The sequence below is a fragment of the Flavobacterium petrolei genome, from assembly GCF_003314435.2.
GTDB classification, from domain to species: Bacteria; Bacteroidota; Bacteroidia; order Flavobacteriales; family Flavobacteriaceae; genus Flavobacterium; species Flavobacterium petrolei.
Genome location: NZ_QNVY02000017.1, coordinates 1 through 602, shown reverse-complemented (window position 1 = coordinate 602; position 602 = coordinate 1). Strand labels below are relative to the sequence as shown.

The 602-nt window shown below is 40.7% G+C and carries 1 protein-coding gene; it reads right to left on the bottom strand.

The genetic code is table 11. From position 1 onward, the window contains the following. Positions 1-142 precede the first annotated feature (142 nt). On the bottom strand, positions 143-602 hold a 460-nt coding region (gene rplC / locus DR871_RS16320; RefSeq protein WP_113667256.1), incomplete at its 5' end, for a 50S ribosomal protein L3.

Sequence of the window (602 nt, the reverse complement as noted above, 5' to 3'; positions counted from 1 at the left end):
TTACGATTGCATCGTAAACAACACTTTCATTAGGTTCAATTCCGAAGATTTCTTCGTTAAGTGTGATTTCACCGTTTTGGCTTCCATCTTGTTTGAATAATGCTACATTCGGCATTCCTTAGTTCCTCCTTTCTTCCTACAATTATTTAGCTTTCACAGCTGATTTGATAGTGATTAAAGATTTTTTCGCTCCAGGAACATTACCTTTGATTAAGATAACATTTCTTTCTGCATCTACACGTACAACTTCCAAGTTTTGGATAGTTACGCGGTTGCCACCCATACGGCCAGCAAGACGTTTGTTTTTGAATACACGGCTAGGTGCAATTGGACCCATTGACCCAGGACGGCGATGGTAACGAGAACCGTGAGCCATTGGTCCGCGGCTTTGTCCATGGCGTTTGATAACCCCTTGGAATCCTTTACCTTTCGTAGTACCTGTTACATCAATAATGTCTCCTGCTTGGAAAACATCTACTGTAATTTCTTTTCCTACTTCATATTCTCCTAGCTCAACATTTTTGAATTCACGAATGAAGCGCTTAGGAGCCGTGTTTGCTTTTGCAACATGACCTTTCGCAGGTTTGTTTGATAAAACTTCA